At 62.4% G+C, this 23,317-nt stretch carries 23 protein-coding genes and 1 pseudogene; 6 read left to right on the top strand and 18 right to left on the bottom strand.

All coding sequences use genetic code 11. The annotated features are described in order from the left end of the window. Positions 1-798, bottom strand: a complete 798-nt coding sequence (locus tag G3O01_RS37715; protein ID WP_205812179.1) for an IclR family transcriptional regulator — start codon at positions 796-798, stop codon at positions 1-3. An 80-nt stretch (positions 799-878) separates the two neighbouring features. Then, positions 879-1,796 carry a LysR family transcriptional regulator gene (locus G3O01_RS37720; protein ID WP_205812187.1) on the bottom strand — a complete coding sequence of 306 codons (918 nt, stop codon included), beginning with the start codon at positions 1,794-1,796 and terminating at the stop codon, positions 879-881. Positions 1,797-1,966: 170 nt separating this feature from the next. Between G3O01_RS37720 and G3O01_RS37725 the strand changes: the two are divergent. Continuing rightward, positions 1,967-2,739: pseudogene (locus G3O01_RS37725) on the top strand (SDR family oxidoreductase). An 89-nt stretch (positions 2,740-2,828) separates the two neighbouring features. Here the strand turns inward: G3O01_RS37725 and G3O01_RS37730 are convergent. Genes G3O01_RS37730 through G3O01_RS37745 form a run of 4 tightly spaced genes read right to left on the bottom strand, consistent with a single transcriptional unit; the run spans position 2,829 to position 6,763 of the window. After that, positions 2,829-3,620 carry an SDR family oxidoreductase gene (locus tag G3O01_RS37730; protein WP_205812189.1) on the bottom strand — a complete coding sequence of 264 codons (792 nt, stop codon included), beginning with the start codon at positions 3,618-3,620 and terminating at the stop codon, positions 2,829-2,831. A 30-nt stretch (positions 3,621-3,650) separates the two neighbouring features. Next, the gene (gene fabG / locus G3O01_RS37735) at positions 3,651-4,391 is read right to left on the bottom strand and encodes a 3-oxoacyl-ACP reductase FabG (RefSeq protein ID WP_205812196.1); all 741 of its coding nucleotides are present in this window, start codon (positions 4,389-4,391) and stop codon (positions 3,651-3,653) included. A gap of 35 nt (positions 4,392-4,426) precedes the next feature. Next, the gene (locus G3O01_RS37740) at positions 4,427-5,773 is read right to left on the bottom strand and encodes an MFS transporter (protein ID WP_205812204.1); all 1,347 of its coding nucleotides are present in this window, start codon (positions 5,771-5,773) and stop codon (positions 4,427-4,429) included. A 51-nt stretch (positions 5,774-5,824) separates the two neighbouring features. Next, positions 5,825-6,763, bottom strand: coding sequence for a 3-keto-5-aminohexanoate cleavage protein (locus tag G3O01_RS37745; protein WP_205812206.1), 939 nt, complete (start codon positions 6,761-6,763; stop codon positions 5,825-5,827). A gap of 218 nt (positions 6,764-6,981) precedes the next feature. On the opposite strand from G3O01_RS37745, the gene G3O01_RS37750 reads away from it, so the two are divergent. Then, positions 6,982-8,007: an AraC family transcriptional regulator gene (locus G3O01_RS37750; protein WP_205812208.1), complete on the top strand. Its 1,026-nt coding sequence runs from the start codon at positions 6,982-6,984 to the stop codon at positions 8,005-8,007. A 2-nt stretch (positions 8,008-8,009) separates the two neighbouring features. Here the strand turns inward: G3O01_RS37750 and G3O01_RS37755 are convergent, their stop codons facing one another. Beyond that, positions 8,010-8,957, bottom strand: a complete 948-nt coding sequence (locus tag G3O01_RS37755; RefSeq protein WP_205812210.1) for a LysR family transcriptional regulator — start codon at positions 8,955-8,957, stop codon at positions 8,010-8,012. Between the two features lie 364 nt (positions 8,958-9,321). Between G3O01_RS37755 and G3O01_RS37760 the strand changes: the two genes are divergently transcribed. The 4 genes from G3O01_RS37760 to G3O01_RS37775 all read left to right on the top strand — a co-directional run bounded on the left by G3O01_RS37760 (position 9,322) and on the right by G3O01_RS37775 (position 13,415). Beyond that, entirely contained in the window at positions 9,322-10,758 is a 1,437-nt protein-coding gene (locus G3O01_RS37760; RefSeq protein WP_205812211.1) for an NAD-dependent succinate-semialdehyde dehydrogenase, read from the top strand. Between the two features lie 13 nt (positions 10,759-10,771). Continuing rightward, positions 10,772-11,143, top strand: coding sequence for a carboxymuconolactone decarboxylase family protein (locus tag G3O01_RS37765; protein ID WP_205812212.1), 372 nt, complete (start codon positions 10,772-10,774; stop codon positions 11,141-11,143). Next, a complete protein-coding gene (locus G3O01_RS37770) occupies positions 11,140-12,126 on the top strand; it encodes an NAD(P)H-quinone oxidoreductase (protein WP_205812213.1) in 987 nt (328 codons plus the stop codon). Before G3O01_RS37765 ends, G3O01_RS37770 begins: the two co-directional genes overlap by 4 nt. A gap of 128 nt (positions 12,127-12,254) precedes the next feature. Next, positions 12,255-13,415 (top strand): NAD-dependent formate dehydrogenase, encoded by a 1,161-nt coding sequence (locus G3O01_RS37775; protein ID WP_205812214.1) that lies wholly within the window; start codon positions 12,255-12,257, stop codon positions 13,413-13,415. Between the two features lie 56 nt (positions 13,416-13,471). Here the strand turns inward: G3O01_RS37775 and G3O01_RS37780 are convergent, their stop codons facing one another. From G3O01_RS37780 to gspG, 11 genes are all read right to left on the bottom strand, one after another. Further along, complete coding sequence (locus tag G3O01_RS37780) at positions 13,472-13,987, bottom strand: type II secretion system protein (RefSeq protein ID WP_205812215.1); 516 nt, start codon at positions 13,985-13,987, stop codon at positions 13,472-13,474. Between the two features lie 2 nt (positions 13,988-13,989). Beyond that, positions 13,990-14,388, bottom strand: a complete 399-nt coding sequence (locus tag G3O01_RS37785; protein WP_205812216.1) for a type II secretion system protein — start codon at positions 14,386-14,388, stop codon at positions 13,990-13,992. Beyond that, entirely contained in the window at positions 14,382-14,885 is a 504-nt protein-coding gene (locus tag G3O01_RS37790) for a type II secretion system protein (protein ID WP_205812217.1), read from the bottom strand. The genes G3O01_RS37785 and G3O01_RS37790 overlap by 7 nt, the downstream gene beginning before the upstream one ends. After that, positions 14,882-17,347: a secretin N-terminal domain-containing protein gene (locus G3O01_RS37795; protein ID WP_241024623.1), complete on the bottom strand. Its 2,466-nt coding sequence runs from the start codon at positions 17,345-17,347 to the stop codon at positions 14,882-14,884. The genes G3O01_RS37790 and G3O01_RS37795 overlap by 4 nt, the downstream gene beginning before the upstream one ends. Positions 17,348-17,403: 56 nt before the next feature. Next, positions 17,404-17,931 (bottom strand): hypothetical protein, encoded by a 528-nt coding sequence (locus G3O01_RS37800; protein ID WP_205812227.1) that lies wholly within the window; start codon positions 17,929-17,931, stop codon positions 17,404-17,406. Further along, entirely contained in the window at positions 17,928-18,509 is a 582-nt protein-coding gene (locus G3O01_RS37805) for a hypothetical protein (protein WP_241024625.1), read from the bottom strand. Before G3O01_RS37805 ends, G3O01_RS37800 begins: the two co-directional genes overlap by 4 nt. Before the next feature lie 2 nt (positions 18,510-18,511). Then, complete coding sequence (locus G3O01_RS37810; RefSeq protein WP_205812230.1) at positions 18,512-19,063, bottom strand: PilN domain-containing protein; 552 nt, start codon at positions 19,061-19,063, stop codon at positions 18,512-18,514. After that, positions 19,060-19,866: a hypothetical protein gene (locus G3O01_RS37815; RefSeq protein WP_205812232.1), complete on the bottom strand. Its 807-nt coding sequence runs from the start codon at positions 19,864-19,866 to the stop codon at positions 19,060-19,062. The genes G3O01_RS37810 and G3O01_RS37815 overlap by 4 nt, the downstream gene beginning before the upstream one ends. Beyond that, positions 19,859-21,547 carry a GspE/PulE family protein gene (locus G3O01_RS37820; protein WP_205812234.1) on the bottom strand — a complete coding sequence of 563 codons (1,689 nt, stop codon included), beginning with the start codon at positions 21,545-21,547 and terminating at the stop codon, positions 19,859-19,861. The genes G3O01_RS37815 and G3O01_RS37820 overlap by 8 nt, the downstream gene beginning before the upstream one ends. After that, positions 21,544-22,740: a type II secretion system F family protein gene (locus tag G3O01_RS37825; RefSeq protein WP_205812236.1), complete on the bottom strand. Its 1,197-nt coding sequence runs from the start codon at positions 22,738-22,740 to the stop codon at positions 21,544-21,546. Before G3O01_RS37825 ends, G3O01_RS37820 begins: the two co-directional genes overlap by 4 nt. 84 nt (positions 22,741-22,824) lie before the next feature. Beyond that, positions 22,825-23,289 carry a type II secretion system major pseudopilin GspG gene (gene gspG / locus G3O01_RS37830; RefSeq protein ID WP_205812238.1) on the bottom strand — a complete coding sequence of 155 codons (465 nt, stop codon included), beginning with the start codon at positions 23,287-23,289 and terminating at the stop codon, positions 22,825-22,827. Positions 23,290-23,317 lie beyond the last annotated feature (28 nt).

The following is a 23,317-nucleotide window of genomic DNA, read 5'->3' on the forward strand; positions in this document are numbered from 1 at the left end:
CTAGCTTTCGAGCTGCATGGTCGCCGACACGATTTCATCGCGCAGAGTCAGCAGCGGCCCTGCGAGTGAACGCACGACGGTGTCGGTCGGATCGGTGGTGCGCACACTGAAGTTGAGCACCATCAGGCTATGCCCCGGGATCGCAAGCGGCGCGGCGAGCGCCGTCACCTCGGGCTGCCAGCTCGCCACGCAATACCCCAGCCGATGCACCGCGCGCACGGCGTCGGCGATGTCCTTCTCCAGCGCGGCCCACCCCGACTGCTTGCGACGCCGGAAGCGCTCGACCATCGACATGAAGTCGCCGGGCGATTGCATCGCGAGCCACGCCCGACCCAGCGACGTGAGTTCCATCGGCACGCGTTGCCCCGACACCACCGTGCGCAGCGATGCGCGCGGGCTATAACGGACCGACTCCAGATACACCATCTCGTCGCAATCGGCGCCTGCAATGCCTACGTTGATATGCAGACGCTGCGCGGTGTCGCGCATCATCGGCGCGGCCGCCTGCAACAGCGTGGAGCCGCTGCGCATCGCCTGGGCGACGCTGAGCACGGGGATGCCAAGGCGATAGGCACGGCGAGTCGCGTCGTGTTCGAGGAAGCCGGCTTCGACCAGTGTTGCGGCAAGACGGCTCACGGTCGCTTTGGGCAGACCTGTCCGCTCGACGAGTTCGCTATTCGTCAGCAATGTCGCGCCTGGACCGAATGCTCGCAACAGGTCGATGCCGCGTTCCAGCGAGCGGTTGGTCGACTTCGATGTGTCCGGCTGTGCGGAGGCAACGCGGGTGTTGGAAGGCATTCTGTTTGGGCGAGGCGAGCGGGTAGCGGGTTAAACGATCGGATTTCACGGTCAGACGAGAACCTCTGTCAAACGAAGCACTAAGCGTCTCTCGTCTCCATACAACATCGACGCCGCACAACATCCTCAAGCCACGCCGCGAAAACCTGAAACCGCCTCGAAAGATGCTGCCGATGCGGATAGAGCAAGCTAACGGGCATCGGTTCCGCGCGATACGCCGGCAGAACTTCAACAAGCTCTCCGGCCTCGATGTGGACCGCGACATCATAAGCAGGAATCTGTATCAACCCGAGACCCGCGAGACAGCAGGCAATGTACGCCTCGGCGCTGTTCACCGTCACGCGCCTTCCGAACTCGACTGCCCGTGTAGTCTCGCCGTCTCTCCATTCCCACGGCGCGAGACGTCCTGTAGACGCAGACGCATAGCCCACATGCGCGTGCCCGCTCAGATCATCCGGATTGCGCGGAACGCCATGCCTTGCAAGATACGCGGGACTGGCCACGTTGATCAGCAAGAGTTCGCCAATGGACCGCGCAATCAGTCTGGAGTCTTCCAGCATGCCGACTCGCAGCGCGCAATCGACGCGCTCTTCGACAAGATCGACAGCGCGATCCGTCACACCGAGTTCAACGTTGATCTGCGGATACGCATCGAGAAACGCGGGCAACGCAGGCGCGACGACCAATCGGCCGATCCGGCCCGGCATATCGACACGCAGCGTGCCGCCAGGCGTGAACGTCGCGTGACGGAACAGGTTCTCCGTTTCCTCCATATCGGCAATCAGGCGTAGACAGCGCTCATAGAGCGCCGCGCCGTCCTGCGTCGTCGTGACCTTGCGCGTGGTGCGGTTCAGCAGCCGCGTGCCGACACGGTTCTCCAGTTCCTGCACAGCCGCCGATACCGACGAGCGAGGCATGCCGAGCGTATCGGCGGCACGCGTGAAGTTCGCGCATTCGACCACACGGGCAAACACGCGAAACAGGTCAATACGGTCCATTTTTTCAGGTTGCCCAATGATTGCCCGGCGAGGCTATCCATTACGACGATTGGTCGCAATCTCTGACAGGTGCTGTCAGAATCAGCCACTTTATAAGCGATTTCTAGAATATATCATCCGCTAGAGAGGGGAACTGCATGGGGCAGTTCCTCCGATCTGGAGATGAAACGATGGCTAAGCATGACATCCAGGGCAAAACGGTATTGATTGCCGCGGTGCGAAAAATCTCGGCGGACTGATTGCGCGCGATCTTGCTGAACACGGCGCGAGAGCGGTCGCGATCCACTACAACAGCGCCAGCTCGAAAGCGGCGGCAGAGGAGACAGTTGCCGCGATCAAACAATCCGGTGCTGAAGCCGTGGCGCTTCAGGCAAACCTGGCCAGCGCGGACGCAGTCGAAAAGCTCTTTGCGGACGCGATTGCGGCTGTCGGCCGCCCCGACATTGCGATCAACACGGTCGGCAAGGTATTGAAGAAGCCGTTCACGGAAATCAGCGAAGCCGAATACGACGAGATGAGCGCCGTGAACTCGAAAACGGCGTTCTTCTTTTTGCGTGAGGCGGGCAAACATGTGAACGACAACGGCAAGATCGTGACGCTCGTGACTTCGCTGCTCGGTGCATTCACACCTTTTTACGCAGCGTATGCAGGCACCAAGGCGCCTGTCGAGCATTTCACACGCGCAGCGGCGAAGGAGTTCGGCGAGCGCGGTATCTCCGTCACGGCAGTGGGCCCCGGCCCGATGGATACGCCGTTCTTCTATCCCGCTGAGGGCGACGACGCGGTTGCGTACCACAAGACGGCAGCCGCTTTGTCGAAGTTCACGAAAACAGGCTTGACGGATATAGGCGATGTGGTGCCGTTCATCCGTCATCTCGTCAGCGACGGTTGGTGGATCACCGGTCAAACTATTTTGATCAACGGCGGGTACACCACCAAGTAGTGACGCAACGCGCCGGGCGAATTCTAGTGCCGGCGCGTGAGCAGATTGACATCGCGATGGTCGGGCCGCTCGTGATGCACAGCAAGTCGTCAAAGGTACTCGACATTCCCGTCGACACTGATCGCCTGCCCCGTAATGTTGCTTCCCGCTGGCGACGCAAGGAATAGCGTCATTGCCGCGATATCGTCGACGGTCACCATACGGCGTAGCGAGATCTTCTTGAGGTACTCGTCGCGCATCGCGTCGAACGGAATACCGAGTGCGTCGGCGCGCGCGGCGATCACGCGGTTCATCCGTTCGCCTTCCACGACGCCTGGCAAGATTGCATTCACGCGGATATTGCCAGGCCCCAATTCCGCGGCCAGTGATTTCACCATGCCCACGATCGCCCATTTCGTCGATGCATACGGCGTGCGAAACGGATAGCCAAGACGCCCCGCCACCGAGGACATCGCGATGATGCTCGCGCAGTCCGACGTCGCCTTCAACACAGGTACTGCCTTGCGCAGAAAATAGAACTGACTGTTGAGGTTGGTGGACACCGTGCTTTCCCACTGCGCGGGATCGAGATCTTCGACGGCACCCGTCGGCCCGGCAATGCCCGCGTTATTGACGAGCACATCGAGTCCGCCGAGTTTCTGCCTCGCATCGTCGATGACGGCATCGACTTGCGCCTGATCGGACACATCGGCGATACCGGCGTGAAGCGCCGGGAACCGCGATTGAGCGCTATCGATTGCCGACGCATTCACGTCGCAGATATAAACCTTTGCCTGCGCCTGCAGAAAGGCTTCGGCGATAGCCGCGCCAATTCCCGCTGCGCCTGCCGAAACGAACACACGCAAACCCGGCTGCGGTTTCAGAAGATCAATGATATTCATGCTGCTGCCTCTTCGATATATGCAAACGGATCACAACGTCAATCCGCCCGTCGCTTCGATTACCGCGCCGTTGATATAGCTCGCTTCGTCGCTTGCCAGAAACGCGTAAATATTCGCGATCTCTTCCGGCGTGCCAAGACGGCGTAACGGCACGTCTTCACGCATCTTTGCGAGCACGTCTTCCGGAATGGTCTTCAGAATAGGCGTATCGATGAAACCGGGCGCAACAGCATTCACGCGAATGCCTTTCGGACCGAGTTCCCGGCTCCACGTCTTCGTGAAGCCGATCACGCCGAACTTGGCCGCCGCGTAATTAGTCTGTCCGTAATTGCCGTAAATACCCACTACCGAACTTGCGTTCAGGATCACACCCGAACCCTGTTCGATCATCGGATCGACGACTGCCTGTGCGGTGTGAAAAACGCCGCGAAGATTGACGTCGACGACATCGTCGAACTGCTGCAACGTCATTTTCTGCAAACGCGCGTCGCGCGTGATGCCCGCATTGTTCACGACGACATCGATGCGACCAAAGGTATCGCGCACCTTTGCCACCATGTCATCCACTTGCGCGCGCTGCGTGACGTCGACGGCGAATGCCTGTGCCTTCGCACCCGCTTCACGGCACATGTGCGCAACTGTCTCGACAGAATCGAGGTTCATGTCGCACGCAATCACGACGGCGCCTTCGCGCGCGAACTTCAATGCTGTTGCTGCGCCGATTCCCTGCCCCGCGCCTGTGACGATGGCGACTTTTCCGTTCAATCTCATTGTTGATCTATTCCTTCCAGAAAACGCAAACTCCGTTATGGTTTCAACTGCGCGGCTGTTTCGCGCGGAGACGCTACACGATCCTCATTGCGAATGGCTTTCGCCAGCAGCGGCACCAGCGCGAGGCCGAGCACCGCAGCGACGAGAATCACCGTGAAGCCCGCATCGCTGCGGCCGGAAGATGTCTCGGCCATCCCGAACAGATATGGCCCGACAAAGCCGCCAATCAGGCCGATTGTGTTGATGAACGCGAGACCCGCTGCGGCCTGGATACCTTGCAAGCGTTTCATCGCAATCGCCCAGTACGACGGCAGCACGCCGCCGCCGAAGAATGCCGTTACCGTGAGCAGGCCGATACGCGCAGCGGGACTCGTCACGCCAAGGTAAGCGCACGCGCCGACGATAAGCCCAGCGGTGAGCACGCCGAGAAACAGGCAATCGTTAGTCAGCCGGCGATGAATGCGCGGTAGCACCAGCACGCCAAGCAGGAACCCGAGCCCGACGCTCGCGGCGAGCAGGCCGACCAGCAGCGGCGAATCGACATGCATTTGATGGACGATCGCGGGCGCAAAGAAATACAGCCCCACGAAGGCTACCTGATTCAGAAAATAGATCAGGCCGATCAGCACGGTTGTGGGCCGCTTGAGTGCGGCAATCCAGTTCGCTGACGAGTACTCGGCGCGTCCGTGCACGTCGATGACCGCATGCGTTTCGAGCACATCGCGCTCTTCCGCCGACAGCCACTTTGCATCACGCGGCCGCTCCGGCATCGCAAAGAACAATACGATGCCGACGATCACGCTCGGAATGCCTTCGATCATGAACATCCATTGCCAGCCGTGCAGCCCGCCGAATCCGTCCATTTGCATCAACGCGCCGCCCAGCGGACTGCCGAGCATCAAGGCGAGCGCGGGCGCGATATAGATCCAGCCGACCACGACAGGACGATCATTCGGTGCGAACCACAACGTCACCATGTACATCAGCGCGGGGAAAAGACCTGCTTCCGCAATGCCGAGCAGCACGCGCAATACATAGAACGAAGACGGGCCCTGCACGAACATCATCGCGGTGGACAGAATGCCCCACGTCACCGCGATACGCGCAATCCAGCGTCGCGGACCGACACGGTGAGCGGCAAGATTGCTCGGCACTTCGAGCAATGCATAGCCGAGAAAGAAAATGCCCGAACCGAAGCCATATGCTGCGGCGCTAATGCCCACGTCGGCGGCAAGCTGAACTTTCGCGAGCGCGACATTGGTGCGGTCGAGAAAGGACATGAAGTAGATCGCGCACATCAGCGGGATCAGCCTGAGCATGGCCTTATGCGTGGCCAGCCGATGCAGTTGTTCGATGCGATGCTCGATGGAAGTGGTATCCATGACGTTGTCTCCAGTATCGTTCGAATAGTTTTGTGTTTTAAGCGTGCAAGCCTATAGCGCGATCTTGTCCGCGCCTTTCAGTCCGAGCATCTTGCGCGCCTCGGCAGGCGTGGCGATCTCGAACGACAGCTCTTCAAGAATTCGCCGGATTTTACGGACCTGTTGCGCGTTCGTCTCTGCCTTCACGCCCTTCGACAGATACACGCTGTCTTCAAGGCCCACACGCACATTGCCGCCCAGAATCGCACTCATGGTCACGAGCGGCATCTGATGCCGGCCCGCGCCGAGCACGGAGAAGTGGTAGTTTTCGCGGCCAAACAACCTGTCTGCCGTCGAACGCATGACAACCATGTTCTCCGGGTCCGTGCCCAATCCGCCGAGAATCCCGAATACCGATTGAATGAAGAATGGCGGCTTCACAAGACCTTGCTCGACGAAATGCGCAAGGTTGTACAGATGCCCCACGTCATAGCATTCGAATTCGAAACGCGTGCCGTGTTCTCCCAGTTCCAGAAGAATGTTGCGAATGTCCTTGAAGGTATTGCGGAAGATCATGTCTTCCATACCTTCAACGTAATCCTTCTCCCAGCCGTAGCGCCACGAAGAAATCTTCGCCGCCACAGGATGAATGGAGAAGTTCATCGAGCCCATGTTCAACGAGCACATTTCGGGTTTCAGCATGCGCGGATACGCAAGACGATCTTCCAGCGTCATGCGCGTGCTGCCGCCTGTCGTGATGTTGATGACCGCATCCGTCGCTTCGGCAATCGCTGGAACGAAGGCCTTGAAAATTTCCGGACTCGGCGTCGGGCGGCCGTCGTTGGGATCGCGCGCATGCAGGTGGATGATCGCGGCCCCGGCCTCCGCCGCTTCGATGGCCTGATCCCTGATTTGTGCGGGCGTGATGGGAAGGTGTTCGGACATCGACGGCACATGGGTTGCGCCCGTGACGGCGCACGAAATGATGACCTTGCGGCTGGTGTCGCTCATTGCAAATTCCTGATCTGTCCGGCGTGCGCGGCGCTGCGCCGCTGCGCGCTGACATAGCACCGCGCACGCTGTCTCCGAGGTTGTATCGATGCGTTGGCCCGGCTTACCTGTTAAAGGCGCAACGCTTGTGAATACCCATCTTAGTGGGATACGATGGCGCCCGTAAGGTCATTTCCGGACACGAGGATGTCTTCGAAGGACATTCTTTTGGAGCTTGCATGGCGTCGACTCGCCCCCCGATCAACGAGCGCATTTACGCGCCGTACAAAATCGCCGCCCTCGTCGAAGTGCTGGCGGAGCAAGGCATTGCGCCCGAAGACAGCCTGAAGGGAAGCGGCCTGAGCCTCGATCAGCTGAATGACGCGTCAGTCATGACGTCGGTCCGCCAGTACGCGATCGTGGCCCGCAACGCGGTGGTGCTGTCGTCCGATCCCGCCACGCCGTTCAAGGTCGGCTCGCGCCTGCATCTGTCCGCGTATGGGATGTATGGCTACGCGTTGATGTCGTGTCTTTCGTTGCGCGATTACTTCCGCTTCGGCGTCAAATACCATGGTCTCGCAACACCGACCGTGACGATCGAATGGACCGAGTATCCGGACAAAGCGGTGTGGACCTTTCCGGATGCTTTTGTTTCGAGTCCTTCGCGCGAGTTGCGTGAATTCATCATCGAGCAGCAGTTTACGCAGCACGTCACGCATCTTCAGGATGTCGCCGGACATAGCTGTCCACCGCTCGAGGCGCGCTTTTCGTATCCGGCGCCCGCTCATGCCAATCTTTATCAGCAGTATCTGGGCTGCCCGTGTGTGTTCGACGCACCGCAATGCGAACTCATTTATGACAGCGCGATACTGAACCAGAAGCCGCAACTCGCGCATCAACTCACTGCAACGCTGTTGCAGGAAACCTGCGACCGGCTGATCGGGCAGGCGAAGACATCAGTGGGAACGTCCGGCGAGGTCTATCAGATCCTGATGAGCACGCCCGGCGTTTTTCCCGGCATGGAAGAAGTGGCGACGCGGCTCAATATGACCAGCCGTACCTTGCGACGGCATCTCGAAGCGGAAGCGACATCGTTTGCTGCAATCGTAGATGATGTGCGTTGCTCGCTCGCGCTCGAATATCTTCAAACGACGAAGATGAGCACCGAGGATGTCGCGATGCTGCTAGGCTTCAGCGACGCAGCAAACTTTCGCCGCGCGTTGAAGCGGTGGACAGGGAAAGGGCCGGGAGAGTTGAGGAAATAGCGCTACGCACCGGCATCCGCAACGGCTATTCCAAGCTCTTGCGCATACGCGGCCAGTTCAGCGCCGACATGCGTTTTCAACATGTCGATAAAGCGTTTGATCTTCGCATCCACGAACTGTCGCGACGAGTACATTGCATATACGCTGCGCTCACAGGTGTGATACTGCGGCAATACGCGCACAAGCTTGCCGTCGCGCAAATCGTCGATAGCGGAAAACGCGGCCAGCAAGCCGATTCCAGCGCCGTCGCGCAGCGCAACGCCCATTGCCTCCATATCGTTTACGCTGAAATGCGGCCCTGCCGGGCGATACGCTGCATTCCCCTGGGTGCTTTCAAGCTGCCATTCGTCGGGCGCGTAATCGACGGTACCTAACAGGATGCACGTGTGATCGGCCAGATCTTCGGGACGCTCCGGTGCGGGATGCTTCTCGAGATAAGCGGGCGACGCAGCCAGCACACAATGACTCGCGCCGATTCGCTGGCTCACGTAGGCCGAATCAGGCAACGCGCGCGCAATCACAACCGCGAGATCCAGTTGTTCTTCTAGCAGATTCGGCATACGTTGCGACAGCAACAGATCGACCGATACATCGGGATAAGCGTCGCGGTAAGCGAGCACCGCACGCGTGATCAACTGACGGCCAAGACCCGGCACGGCATGCACACGCAGCGTGCCGCGCGGTTCGAGCAGCGCGTCGCGCGCCTCCGCTTCGGCGTGTTCCAGATCGGCGAGGATCGCGATACTGCGCTCGTAAAAGCGCCGCCCCGCGTCGGTGATGACGAGACGCCGCGTCGAACGCTGCATCAAACGCGTATTGAGGCCTTCTTCGAGCACCGAAACGGCGCGTGACACATTACCCACCGTCGTGTCGAGATGATTCGCGACCGCCGTGAAGCTTCCCATTTCGACGACCTTCGCGAACACCGACATGTTGTAAAGCTTGTCCATTCCACCCGACCTCGCTGATCTTTCATTGTTCTTCCGGAGCGTATTTCAGCCCGCTCCGGAACGCCCGGCGTCTGCGCAAGCCGCATCATGACACGCGAGAGTCTTATCCTGCAGTCGTCAGGTCGGTAATGCACGACCGTTCTATTCACGATTCAGGATTTTCCCTCCAGCGGAAAGATTGATTCTTTCCCGCCCCACTAAAAGCGCTCGCGCTTCACGCATAGACTTCGTTCCGTAGTCAGGCACTCGTTAGACGCTTCGCTGAGCCATCCGATATTCGAAACCCTGGCGCGGCATTCACGACGGCAACGAGACGTCCACTTACTCCGGATAACGAAATATTCATAAAGCACAGGTGCATATCATGAACGCAACTTACGATCCGCTTTATCTCTTCATCGACGGCGAATGGATCGCCGCCAGCCAGCGCGCAACGGCGTCCGTCGTCAATCCCGCTACGGAGCGCGAACTGGGCCGTGTGCCGCTCGCCACATCCGCCGATCTCGATCGCGCACTGGTCGCCTCGCAACGCGCTTTCGACGTCTGGCGCAACACCGTGCCCGCCGAACGCGCCCGCGTCCTCAAGCGCGCCGCCGATCTGATCCGCGAACGCGCGCCGCATATCGCCCAACTGATGACGCTCGAAGAAGGCAAGCCGCTCGCGGAAAGCAGCGACGAAGTGTTGCGCGCCGCCGAGTATTTCGAATGGTTCGCCGAAGAAGCACGTCGCATCGACGGCCGCGTCGTGCCGTCGAATCGCCCCGGCGTGCAACAGCTTGTGAAGAAGCAGGCAATCGGACCGGTCGCTGCCTTCACGCCGTGGAATTTCCCTGCCATCACACCGGCGCGCAAGCTTTCTGCGGCGCTTGCGGCGGGTTGCAGCGTCATCATCAAGCCGGGCGAGGAAAGCCCCGCGACGGCACTCGCGCTGACCCGCGCGCTCGACGATGCCGGTCTGCCCAAAGGCGTGCTGCAAGTCGTATTCGGCGTGCCTGACGAAGTGTCGAAGCAATTGATCGCATCGCCCGTGATCCGCAAGGTCACCTTCACGGGATCGGTGCCGATCGGCCGCCTGCTGTCGGCGCGCGCCGCCGAAGGCGTCAAGCCGATCACGCTGGAACTCGGCGGCCACGGCCCTGTGCTCGTATTCGAAGACGCCGAGGTCGAAAAAGCCGCCGTCGAAGGCGCGGCGAACCGTTTCCGCGGTACCGGCCAGATCTGCATTTCGTCGACGCGTTTTCTGATCCAGCGCGGCGTCTATGACGTGTTCGTCGAGCATTTTGTACGTGCGGCAAACGCACTGAAAGTCGGCGATGGCATCGAAGCGGGCACTCAGGTCGGGCCGCTCGCGAACGCACGCCAGCTCGCCAAGATGGAAGAACTGGTCGCCGATGCAGTGGCGCGCGGCGCAAAGGTGCTCGCGGGCGGCAAACGTATCGATCGCGAAGGCTTCTTCTTCGAGCCCACGGTACTCGCCGATGTGCCGATGGACGCTCGCGTGATGCGTGAAGAACCGTTCGGCCCGATTGCCGTGCTGATGCCGTTCGACACCCTCACTGACGGACTCGCCGAAGCAAACCGCCTGCCCTATGGCCTCTCAGCCTACGCATTCACGCAAAGCGCACGCACCGCTATCGACGTCGCCGACGGACTCGAAGCCGGCATGATCGGCATCAACCAGTATCGGATCATCGCGACGGAACTGCCGTTTGGCGGCATGAAGGAAAGCGGGCATGGCTCGGAAGGCGGCACCGAAGGCATCGAGTACTACCTCACGCGCAAGTTCATCAGCCAGGCATAAAAGGAGCGCAGCCATGTCACACACCGATTTCAGCAGCCCGCGCGAAGCCGCGCGCGCCTTTACGCCGAAGCTCGCGGCGTTCGTCGACAGCACGCTTTATCCGCAGATCTGGAACGACCCGGCGCTCGCACTGCGCGACCGCAGTCTGATCACGGTCGCCGCGCTGATCGCAGGCGGTCATCTCGACGAATTGCCCGCGCATCTGCGCCGCGCGGTGAGCAACGGCGTCACGCACGATGAACTGTCAGCCGCGATCACGCATCTCGCGTTCTACGCGGGCTTTCCAGCGGCCATTTCAGCGTCTGCGGTCGCGCAGTCCACGCTCGCCGATCAACATGACATCGACCGCGACGCAGCGCGTGCAACGAAGGAATCGCAATCATGAAAGCCATCGCATTCGAACAGTTCGGTGAAGCCGACGTGCTTCAACTCGCCGACGCACCCGCACCCGAAGTGCGCCCCACCGATCTGCTGGTGCGCGTACACGCCGCGGGCGTGAACCGCGCCGACCTCACCCACCGGCACGGCGGCTACGGACGGCCGAACTTCGGTGACTCGACCATCATGGGCCTCGAAATAGCCGGCGAAGTGATCGAAACGGGCCGCGACACGCAGGGATACAAGGTAGGCGATCGCGTGATGGGCGTAGTCGGCGGCGGCGCTTACGCGGAACTCGCGCGTATCGACTGGCGCATGGCCATGCCGATTCCCGCGTCGCTCGACTACGTGCATGCCGCGGCGATTCCCGAAGTATTTGTCACCGCTCATGAGGCAATGCTGCATCTGGGCAATCTGCGCCGCGGCGACTCGGTGCTGATTCACGCCGCAGCGGGCGGTGTCGGCTCGGCGGCGGTACAACTGGCCTATGCGACAGGCGCACGCGTGTTCGCGACAGCCGAAGGAAGCAAGCTCGAACGCATCTCGCAACTGGGCGCCGATGTCGTGATCGACTATCGCAGCGAGGATTTCGCCGAAGTCATCGCAAAGCGCACGGAAGGCCGCGGCGTCGATGTCGTGATCGACTTCGTGGGCGCGCCGTATTTCGCGCGCAATCTGGCGTCGCTTGCCAACGGCGGGCGGCTGATTCAGGTCGGCATTCTCGGCGGCGGCGGACACGTTTCCGCTTCGCTGGACGATATCCTTTATCGACATCTTCAGATCAAGGGAACCGTGATGAAGTCCCGCCCGCAGGAAGAAAAGCATGCAATGGTGCAGCGTTTTCGCGAGCACTGGCTCGATCGGTTCGAAGGCGGCGCGAGCCTCGAACCCGTTGTCGACAGCACGTTTGCGCTCGCGCGCGCAGCGGACGCGCATCGGCGCATGGAGTCGTCGGCGAACGTCGGGAAGATCATCCTGACCATGCAGTGATCGACTCGTCGAGCGGACCGATGAGATGCACTCGATACTCGTGCATATTCGAAAGACGCCATCGACCAGTCGGAGTTGAATGAGGACCCTGACGCGCGACATGCGCTCACCGTCCTCGAGGAACTGGCATGGCAAAAGTATTGTGTGTTCTCTACCCAGACCCCGTAACGGGCTATCCGCCCGCTTATGTGCGTGACGACATTCCCGTCATCACTCACTACCCGAACGGTCAAACGGTGCCGTCTCCGCAAGGGCCGCTCGGCTTCAAGCCGGGCGAACTCGTAGGCTGCGTGTCTGGCGAACTGGGCCTGCGCAGCTATCTGGAAGCGCACGGTCACGAACTCGTCGTGACGAGCGACAAGGACGGCGCGGATTCCACCTTCGACAAACATCTGGTCGATGCCGACGTCGTGATTTCGCAGCCCTTCTGGCCCGCGTATCTGACGGCGGAGCGGATTGCCAAAGCGAAGAAGCTCAAGCTCGCGCTGACGGCGGGCATCGGTTCGGATCACGTCGATCTGAAGGCGGCTGCGGCACATGGCGTCACGGTCGCCGAAGAAACCTTCTCGAACAGCATCAGCGTCGCCGAGCATGTGGTGATGATGGTGCTGTCGCTGGTACGAAACTATCTTCCGTCGCATCAGTATGCGGTGAATGGCGGCTGGAATATCGCCGATTGCGTGAGCCGCAGCTACGACCTCGAAGGGATGCATTTCGGCACGCTTGGCGCAGGGCGAATCGGCCTCGCCGTGTTGCGTCGACTCAAGCCGTTCGATGTCAAGCTGCACTATCACCAGCGCCATCGTCTCGCAGCCGAAGTCGAAGCGGAACTCGGCCTGATTCATCACGAAACACCGGAAGATCTCGTCAAGGTCTGCGACGTCATCAATCTGCAGATGCCGCTTTATCCGTCCACAGAAGGCTTTTTCAACGAGCGGATGTTGGGCCTCATGAAGCGCGGCGCGTATCTGATCAACACTGCGCGCGGCGCGCTGTGCGACCGCGATGCCATCGTAAAAGCACTGCAATCCGGACAACTGGCGGGTTATGCGGGCGATGTGTGGTTTCCGCAACCGGCGCCTGTCGATCATCCGTGGCGCACGATGCCGTACAACGGCATGACGCCGCATATCTCCGGTAGTTCGCTGTCGGGTCAGGCGCGTTACGCTGCGGGCACGCTCGAAATTCTGCAGTGCTTCTTCGAAGGACGGCCAATCCGCCCTGAGTATCTGATCGTGGACGGCGGCAACCTGGCGGGAACGGGCGCGAGTTCGTATAAGTTGAGCTGACCGCTCGCATGCGTCACGCAATCCGGGGCCTGCGCGGCGACGCTTCGCGCAAGCCGCTACGGCGGCCCTGCAGACGGACCGCCGTCGCGCGCCGCGACGGGCAGCCGGGCGACGAACACCCAGTCTCCGTAGGTTTTCGCGTCGTTGAAGCCGCGAAACTCCCCCGAAAAGTGCGAGACCTGAATGGGCCGCGCATGCGACGCGCTATGCACGCCGACAATCGTCTGTCCATCGGGCGAGCGGACCAGTTCCCAGTCGGCCTTGCCCGTCATCGGGTCCGCATACAGCTTGCGCAGGTGCCGCACGACATTCGGATAGCGCGGGTCGCGCACGAGTTCGTCGAGCGTGCGCGGCTGGTTCGGTTGACCCACGGGCGTCGCCAGCGCATAGCTGAGCAACGCGCGCTGAAACTCGCCGCCGACGAACAGCAATTCCCGTTCGGCCGCGCGCCGCTGATAGACGGAGCCAAGCTGCACCGTCGCCGCCGCCGCGACACCGATGATCGAGATCAGGATCAGCAGCGCGAGATACGCGTAACCCTGTTGCGCGTTGCGCGCTTTTGCTCTGCGCATGGCTAAAGCGCCTCGTAGGGCTTGCCGTTGCTGTCCACGCCCTGCGCGCCGCTTTTGATGTCGTAGACCTTGCCGGGCAGCGGTTCCTCGGGCGGCACGATGTGCCACGTCGTCGTGCTGTCGGTGATGGGATCGACGGGAAGTGTGCGCAGATAGTGCTTTTCGACAAGCTCGTCGAGCGAATCCGGATAGCGGCCCGCATCGCCGTAAAACCTGTCGATCGCATCGCGTGTCGCGAGCAGATTCTGCGCGAGTATCTTGTCCTTCGATGCGTCGATCGAATGAAAGTAGTTCGGCAAAGCGATCGTGAGCATCAGCGCGATCACCGACAGCACAATCAGCAGTTCGATCAGCGTGAAGCCTTTTGAAAAACGCGCGCGCGTTGACATCGTGCTCACCATCTGCGGTACGCAATGCCATTGAGCCCGATGCCTACCGACGTCGAATAGACGTCGTACACATCGTCGCCTTCCTGCGGGTCGTCGGCTTCGCTTGCATAGCCGCGCTTGCCCCACGTGGCGGCATCGACGAGTTGCGCATCGGGGTTCATCGGATCGCGCGGAATGCGGCGCAGGAAGTACAGCTTGTGTCCTTTCGGATCGGTCTGATCTTTCACGCCGTCCACAAGGACGTCCAGAGCGGGCGGATAACCCGTCGCGCCCGCCTCTTTCGCGATGCGGCCGTCCTTGCTCGCGGTCTTGTACGCGTCGATCGCGCCGCGTATTTCATGCAGCGCGCTGCGCAATTCCTGCTCGCGCTCCCGCTGCCGCATGACCTGCGCGACGGGCACCGTCATGCAGGCAAGCACGCCGAGAATCGCCAGCGTGACGAGCAGTTCGATCAGCGTGAAGCCGCGCGCGCGGCGCGGTGCGGCGAACGACACGATGGCCTTCGTCATCGCGCGCCTACGCTCAGGCTGTAGGCCGACGGCGGCTGCATCGTGACGGACATGCCGCCCACGCCGAGCACCGAGCCGGGCTGCACCTGAATCGACGTCTGCGCGGCAGGCGCCAGCGCCTTGAAGCTCAGTACGGCGAACGTGGCCTGCGTGGAGCCGCCCGAGCCGCCCGGCGCCGAGTCGGCGAGGATCAACTGGCCGCCCTGCGCGACGCGGTTCGAGAAGCTGGTCTGCGCGCCGCCCTGCTTGAGGAAATCGCCTTCCGTCACGCCGGTGAACTGCAGTTTCGACACGTCGTAGCTCACGGTCGCGGACGCGCTCGTGACGGGCTGATCCGCCTGCATCAGCAGCGCAACCGTCACCGAATCGCCCGTCTTCACTTGCGGCGGCCCCTGAATCGACATTTCGGCCGTGCCCGGCACGCCGCCGCCTCCGACGAGCGGCGTCGTGTCCGCGCCCAGATAGGCGCCTGTGCCTGCCGACGCGCCGTATGAGCCCGTGCTCGTGCCGTTCGCGCCATAGGCCGAGTTGGCCCCGGTCTGCGGATAGCCCGACGCAGCACGTTGCCCTGACGCGCCGAAATCCGCTGCCTGCGTCGTCGCCGAAGAGCCATTCAAAGGCACCGGCGTCACGATCCCGTTCGACTTGACCATGCTCTGCATATTCGTCTCGGTGCCGGACGTGAAATACGCAAGCGACGCGTCCGGATGCCGGATGTTTCGCACCAGGTGCGGCGTGATCGACAGGACGATTTCGGTGTTCTTGTCGTCGTCGGTGGTGGCGCCGAAGAGACGGCCCAGCACAGGCAATTGCCCGAGGCCCGGAATCTTGTTGCCGGACGTGCGCTCCTGGCTGTCGATCAAACCCGCCAGCACATCCGTCTCGCCGTTCTTCAACTGCAGCACCGTGCTGGCCGTGCGCGTGCCGATCTCATACGCAGTCGTGCCTGACGACCCCGTGATCTGGTTCAGCAAACTGCTGACTTCGAGCGACACCTTGATGCCGACGGTATCGTCGAGATAGATGGTCGGTTCGACGTTCAACGTCAGGCCGATGTCGAGATAGTTGATCGACTGCGAGACGAAGCCGGTGGACGTCGCCGTCGACGTGATGTTCGGCACCCGCTCGCCGATCAGGATCTTCGCCTTCTCGTGGTTGCGCACGCGAATGCGCGGGTTGGTCAGCAGCTTCGCGTTCGAGTCCTGGCGGTTCGCATTGACGGTTGCCTGTAGCGACGACACGCCGACGGTGCGCGACGTCTGATTCAGCAGATCGTGCAGCGACAGCGCGGGCGACGCACCCGAACTGCTGGAAGAGGAGTACGACGACCCGGACGAACCGCTGCCCGAGCTGATCGCGCCAAACGTACTGCCCGCAGCCGTCGGCGTGAACGTGACCGACGACGGCCATGCGATGCCGAGATCCTGCATGCTGTTGCGCTGCACTTCCAGCACTTCGACTTCGAGCATCACTTCCGGCTCGGGAACGTCTTCGAGCGCGACGAGCTTTTCTGCCATGCGGATCGCGTCCGGCGTGTCGCGCACGATCACCACATTGAGTTTTTCGTCCGCAACCACATCACGCGACTTGACGATTGTCTTCAGCGTATTGGCGACCGTCTTCGCATCGGCATTCGACAGAAAGAACGTGCGCACGGCCAGTTCCTGATAGTCCTTCAGCTTGGCGGGCGTGTTCGGATAGATCAGCACTGTGTTTTCGTCGAGCACCTGTTGCGCGAGCTGGTTGGTCGCGAGCACATAGCGCACGGCGGCTTCGATCGTACTGTTGCGCAGATAGATCGAGGTGCGCTGATCGGTCTTTACGTCCTTGTCGAACAGGAAGTTGAGCCCGGCGCTGCGTGAGATCACGTCGAACACCTGTTTGAGCGGCGCATCCTTGAAATCGATCCGCACCGGCTTGCGATACGCGCCCGCCAGCGCGGCTTCGACGCGCAGAAAGCCCGTATCGGCGCCCAGCTTGCGTTGCAGCGCGAGCGCGCGTGGGTGCGCGGGCGCTTCCGTCAGCACCTTCGCAACGAGGCCGCGCGCATTGTCGATGTCCTGCTTCGCGGCCAGCGCTTCAGCGCGCTCCACAAGACCGTCGATGCGCACCGCGTTATCGAGCGCCGTGATGCCCGACAGCGCCCGCTCGTTGGCGGGGTCGATGGTCAGCGCATGCTGATACGACTTGCGCGCCGCCCCGCGCGCGCCGCTTGCGGCAAGACGGTCGCCTTCCTCATCGAGATGCGCGACGGCGTCCTCGCGCTCGGCGAGCCACGCGGCACGGTAGTGCGCGTCGCGCGGGTCTTGCGTCACGGCCTGTTGCAGCTTTGCCAGCCCTTCATCGACCTTGCCCTGGGCGACGAGATCCTTGCCGTCGCGATACGCGCGCTCGGCCGCGCAACCGCCCAGCAGGACGGGCACGATGACGAGCAACGCAAGCGTGCGCAGCGTGTTCCGCATGGCGGACGATATTGCAGATGGCGTAGCCAACGATTCACTTCCTTTGATTGCGTTCATCAGTCGGCGCTGCCGATATCCAGGGTTTGAACCAGTTTCAGGGGCAAGTAGACCAGCGTCATGGTCGGCGGCCTGATCGCATCGACGCGATACGTGTCGTCGATCACCATCTGGTCATGCACGATCAAGGTCTCGTCGCCGCGCGTCAGATACACCTCCCAGTTTCCGTCGGCGCCCTGCTTGCCGAGATACGTGAACGGCAGGCTGGGTACCGCCGGTTCCGGCGGCAGCGGCGGTACTTCCGCACCGGCGGGCGCAGCGGAGGGCAAGGGCGACGCCATCGCGCGGCTGCCGAACAGCGCGTGTGGCTCGCCCGTCGTCGCGCCGAGCAGTTCGGTGCGTGCGCGCAGTGCCGCGATACCGACCACTTCCGCGGCCATCGTCGTGCGCGCGGAGGGCGTCGCGGCATGCGCACCGGCGCGAGGCATCGCTTCGACAACCTGATCGGCGCGATTGGTGCGGCCGAATGCGAGCAACCCTGCCGAGAGCAGAAAGGCCAGAGCGAGAATCACGTGCTTACGCTTCATCGGCGCGCCTCGCCTGCATCCGGCGACATCACGGGACGCAGAAAGACCGTAAACCGCAGACTCGCCTCGACGGCCGCGTCATTGGCCGAACTGCGCCGGAAGCGCATATCGTCGAGCGCGGCATACGGCACGCGCAGCAACACCTGTTCGCAAAAGCGCCGCAATCGCGCGTAGTCGCCCTTCACCGGCAAGACGATCGTGTAGGTGTCAAAACGCCCTGCCGCGTCACGCGCCGGTTTGTATTCGGCTTTGTCGAGCGTGACGCCCGTTTCGTCGGCAGCGTCGAACAGATGCGCGACGATCTGTTCGCTGTGCGCCGCGTCGCCCAACGCTGCATAGAACGCCGACAGGCGCGCGGCGGCCAGTGCCGGCGCACTCACCACAGGCTTTGGCGGCGGAGCGTTGCGCGCGCGAGCCACTGCGCGTGTTTGCTGATCGATGCGCGATGCGAGCGCCGGCAACAGCGCAAGCCACAGCAAAGCCGCCGCGACTACCAGCGCACCTGCCAGCATGGCGACGGCGGTTGATCGACAGAAAGCGAGATGCAGCCGCAACAGCAGCCGCGCGACGTTGGGCATGTTCACGATTCCACCCTTCGCCACTGCGCTTCGATCTGAAAGCGGATCACGCCGTCCGTGCCGTCGCGCATGCGTTCATGCCTGACGAGCGTCACGCGTTCGAACAGCGCCTGCTGCTCGAGTTGCTTCAGATAGTCGATCATGTCCTTGCTGCTGGCGCATTCCGCTTCGATCTTGAGCAGCGCGCGCGCCGGTTCAGGCGCGATCGACAGCAGCGCGACGGACGCAGGCGTCGCAGCTTCGACGGCATCGAGAAGGCTGCCCCACGGCAGGTTGAGGCGCGCGACGGCGGCGTTCACGGCAGCCGCCTGTTTCGCGTCTATCGGCGCGTTGCCGGACGCATGCGCAGCGCGGGCCGAACGGTCCGCGCGTGACGCAAGTCGCGCCGCTTCGATTTGAAGCGGATCGAGATGCGCAAGCAGGCGATATGCGCGATATCCCGCGAACACGCACAACAGCAGCGCGATCACCGTCAGCACGCGCGCGACAGGATGCGTTCGATACAGCCCACGACGCCAGCCCGACGGCGCGAAGTCGATGTGAAGACGTTTCATCTTGTCGTGCCGCCTTCGCGTGTTGGGTGCCAATGCACGTTCAGGCCCGCAGCGTCTTTGTGCCAGTCATCGCGCGGAGCACCGTGAATATGTAGTGCAGAGGGCGGCGGCACGTTGTCGAGCAGCGCCGCGCGCGCCAGTTGATCGCGCAGCCACGTGACGGGTGCGGTCCTGTCAGGCAGCGACAGAGTGCGCACGGCGGAAAGACGGCGCGCTTTCGCACCGGCGCCAGCAACGAGACCCAGTGTTAGAGCGCTGTCGCCGAGTGTTGCGACCCATGCATCGTTATCGAGCCGACGCCGTGAGCGATTCCACGCCGCGACGAAGATCGGCGTAACGGAAGCGAGACAGCCACGCTGTGCATCGACCGCGAGTCGCAAGGCTGCGTGCACTCGTTGAGGAACCGCACACGCAAGAAACGGCTTCGCAGCATGCCAGTCGGCGGCAAGCTGCCAGTTCGCGAGCGACTCGCCGTACAGCAACTGGAAACGCACACCCGCTGCCGCGCGCAAGTCGTGCATGCGCGCGCCGTTCGCTGGCGGCGTGACAATGAAGTAGCGCGCCAGATCGTCGTCGATCGTCGCGTGAACAGGCAGGCGCGTGCCGCCAGCCGCCTCCAGCGCCGCGGCGATCGGCGCGGCGAGCGCATCGGGCGTTGCATCCGCAAGCATGGGCATCGGTCGCTCGACGACGACGGGCGCGCCCTTGCGCGAGCCGCTCACGCGCAGCACCGACACGCCATCGCGCGACAGCCGCAGATGGCAGTGTCCGCGCGGCCAGATTCGCATCAGCCTGTCACGCATTGAGCGTCACCCGCTTCACTTCGGCGAGCGTGGTCTCGCCGCGCTTCACCAGATTCAACGCAACGTCCCGCAAGCGGCGCGTGCCGTTCTTGCGCGCCACGTCCTTGATCGCGCGGATCGGCTGCTTTTCGACCACCATGTCGCGGATCTCGTCATCGAGTATCAGGATTTCCGCAATCGCGCGGCGTCCGCGATAACCCGTGCCGCGGCAATCGCCGCAACCCATGCCCTGGCGAAAATCAAAACCGGCGACGTCAGCGCGGCTCAACGATAGCCGCGCGAGTTCGGCATCGGTCGGCACATACGGCGCGGCGCAGTGCGCGCAGTTCACGCGCATCAGCCGCTGCGCCCAGATGCCGTTGAGCGCCGACACGAACGCATACGGATCGATGCCCATATGGCTGAATCGGCCGAACACGTCGAACACGTTGTTCGCGTGCACCGTGGTCAACACGAGGTGACCCGTCAGCGCGGACTGCACGGCGATTTCCGCGGTCTCGCGGTCGCGAATCTCGCCGACCATGATCTTGTCGGGATCGTGACGCAGGATCGAACGCAAGCCGCGCGCGAACGTCAGCCCTTTTTTCTCGTTGACGGGAATCTGCAGAATGCCGGGCAACTGATACTCGACGGGATCTTCGATCGTGATGATCTTGTCGCGGCCGTTGTGAATTTCCGTCAGCGCGGCGTAGAGCGTCGTCGTTTTGCCCGAGCCGGTCGGGCCTGTGACGAGCAACATGCCGTACGGTTCTTCGGCCAGCGCGCGAAGCGCCACCAGCGATTCACTGTCATAACCCAGCGCTTCAAGCGTCAGCGAACCATACGCTTCGATCATCGCGCGTTTGTCGAGAATCCGGATCACAGCGTCTTCGCCGTGAATGCTCGGCATGATCGACACGCGCAGATCGATATCGCGTCCGCCTGCCGCCACACGGAAGCTGCCGTCCTGCGGCACACGCCGCTCGGCGATATCCAGTTCCGCCAGCACCTTGAGCCGCGAGATCACCTGCTCGGCTGTTTCGACGCCGTTTAGCGTGGCCGCCGCGTCGAGCACGCCGTCCACGCGATACTTCAGCGCGAGGCCACTGGACGTGCTTTCGAGGTGGATATCGGAAGCGCCTGCCTTCAATGCGTCGTAGAGCGTCGAGTTCACCAGCTTCACAGCGGGACTCGCCGCCTCGCTGACCGTCTCGAACGACAGCACTTGCGCGGTGCGACCTTCTGCCTGCGACTCGTCGCCGCTTGTCACGAGGCTGTCGATCGCGCGCGTCGATTCCTCCATGCGCGCGTGATACGCCTGCAGATCGGACGGCAGCGCCAACCGTATGTCGATCGCAGCGCCCGCTTGCGCCGCGAGCCAGGTTTGCAGATCGAGATCGAACGGGCTCGTGACCACGCCGACGAACGCTTCGTCCGCATCGCGCAGCAGCGCGCAACGGCGCTGCATCGCGCGCGACAGCGGCACGCGGTCGAAGGCAGGTTTGATCGCCAGCATGTCGGCTGTTTCGATCACACGCATATCGAGCCGTTGCGCGAGCGCCTGCAGCAACTGGCGCGGCTCGACGCCCGTCAGCGCTTCCAGTTCGGCGATGATATGCCGTTGTGTCGCGGCGGCTGCCGTGCGTGCGCGCGCCAGCATGTCGGCGCTGAGCAGCGGCTCGATGCTATCGCGCGCGGTCATGACAGGCCTTCCGCGAGATCGAAGATCGGCATATACAGCAGCACGACAATCGTGCCGACTACGAGCCCGATGGCCGACATCAGCAGCGGTTCGAACATGCGCGTAAAGCGGTCGATCCAGCGGCTGATCTCGCCGTCGTAAAACGCCGCCGATTGTGTGAGCATCGTGCCGAGTTCGCCCGAGCGTTCACCGACGCGCAGCATGCGCAGCGAAATCGGCGTGGTGAGGTCTTCGGCGTGAAAGGAACTGGACAGCGGCGCACCGGACTGAACAGCGGCACGCGCACGCAGCAATCCTTCGCGCAATGCAGGCGATATCGTGCCGCCTGCCGTTTCCATGGCTGTCACGATTGGAATGCCGCCTTCCAGCAGCATGCCAAGCGTCAGATACAGCCGCGATAGCTGATAGATGCGCAGATGCGGACCGAGCAGCGGGATGCGGCCCAGCAGGCTGACGAGTCCGATGCGCGCGATCGTCGCACGCACAACCGCGCCGCCCGCAATCGCAACCGCAACGGCTGCTGCAAACAGAGGCAGCCCATGCGCCGACGCAAACTTGCCCCAGTCGAGCAACATCTGCGACATCCACGGCAAGCTTCTGCCCGTGCCTTCATAGATGGTCGCGAAGCGCGGCACCACGAACGCGATCAGAAACGTCGACACGCCGCCGCCCACCACGAACAGGATGCTCGGATAGATCGCGGAGCTGATCAGCTTGTTGCGCACCATGTCGATGCGCGCCTGGTAATCGACATAGCGTTGCAGCGAGCGCGGCAGATCGCTCGTGCCCTCGGCAGCGCGCACGATCCCGACGTAGAGCGGAGGGAACACATCGGGCTGCTCGGCGAGCAGGCTCGAAAAGCGCTTGCCTTCGCGCAAGCCCGCAAGGAGCCGCTGCAGAATGCCGCGCAGCCTCGCGTTGCCTTCGCGCTCGACCAGCGCCTCCAGACCTTCGACAATGGATAAACCCGCCGTCAGCAGCGCCAGCAGTTCCTGGCTGAACAGCACGAGCGAGATGCCGCCGCGCGAGGCCTTCGCCGAGCGCAGTGTGCCTAATGTGCGCGTTGCGCGCAGTTGCGTCGCGTGCAGGCCGCGCGCTTCGACCTGGCGGCGCGCGTCGTCTTCGTCCTGCGCATCGATGACGAGCGCGACGATCTGGTTGTCGGGCGAGAGCGCCCTTACTTCGTACGGCATGGTGCTGTGCTACCGGCCTGTTATGGTCTGCTTCCCCGTTGCGTCGCGTGCTGTGTCCGCACGTGCCGCACTACCTGTGTTGCGTCATTCGCTGCTGATGTCGGCGTCTTCGCCCGAGCCGCCTGGCTGGCCGTCGCGCCCGTACGAAATCACCGCATAGTCGCCCTTCGTGCCGGGCACCTGATACACGTACGGATGTCCCCACGGATCGAGCGGCACTTCCTTCTTCAGATACGGGCCTGCCCATTTGTCCGCGTTCGCCGGTTTGACGACGAGCGCGGAAAGGTTTTCGTCGGCAGTGGGATAACGGCCGACATCGAGCCGGAAGTTATCGACCGACTTCGTAAAGACGTCGATCTGCGCGCGCGCGATCGTCGCCTGCGACTTGCCGAGCTGCGAGAAATAGCGCGGCCCCACCAGCGCCGCCAGCATGCCGATGATGACCAGCACCACCAGCAGTTCGAGCAGCGTAAAGCCGCCCTGTTTCGGTTTCCGCGCGCGCCTCTTCGTACTGGCGTGCGGCGCGCGACTGCGTGTTACGGACTGCATCGACACTTCCTTCAAAAGTTGGACGCCC

Origin of the sequence: Burkholderia sp. Ac-20365 (assembly GCF_017104715.1) — a bacterium.
GTDB lineage: Bacteria > Pseudomonadota > Gammaproteobacteria > Burkholderiales > Burkholderiaceae > Paraburkholderia.